We start from the raw sequence: 582 nt of genomic DNA on the forward strand, positions 1-582 counted from the left end.
AAAAACACAGAGTCATACCTTTATAGCGCTCAAGCATCCATGAAATAAGCCTCGCTACAAAAAGTAAGCTTAGACAACAGCCAAGCGCAAATACAGATAACACTGCTAGGTCTACATTTTTGATCGAGCCTATAATGTAGCTATAGGTTCCGATTAGAAGTAACAAAAAGCTGCCAGAAATCCCAGGCAAAATCATCGCACAAATGGCAATCGCTCCTGAGAGAAAAGCGCCTGTGAACGTATGTGGGAGACTGAACAAACTAGAACTACCCAATAGCACCGCAACAACGACACCCACGCCAAGCATGATGAATCTGCTTGCAGGCCATGCTTTTATTTCAAAACCGATCAAAATAGCTGACGCGATGATCAAACCACTAAAGAATGACCAGATTTGAATTGGGTGCGCCTCAAGGGCGAATGAAATTAACGAAGCAAACAGAAAAACGCTACTTAGAATGCCGAATAGCAAGGTCGATACGAAAACGATATCAGCTTCTGCCAAAAATCGTTTCGTGCTGCGGTGTCTTATAAAGGCAAGAAGAGCGGGCAGAAAGTGGCTAATCGCCTCTAACAAGCGCT

Annotated in this window: 1 protein-coding gene; it reads right to left on the reverse strand. The window is 43.8% G+C overall.

What is annotated here, in order from left to right:
• A partial coding sequence (locus A3750_RS18800; protein WP_231871886.1) for a DUF368 domain-containing protein occupies positions 1–577 on the reverse strand: 577 nt, incomplete at its 3' end.
• Between the last annotated feature and the right edge of the window lie 5 nt (positions 578–582).

This window comes from Oleiphilus sp. HI0079 (assembly GCF_001635105.1).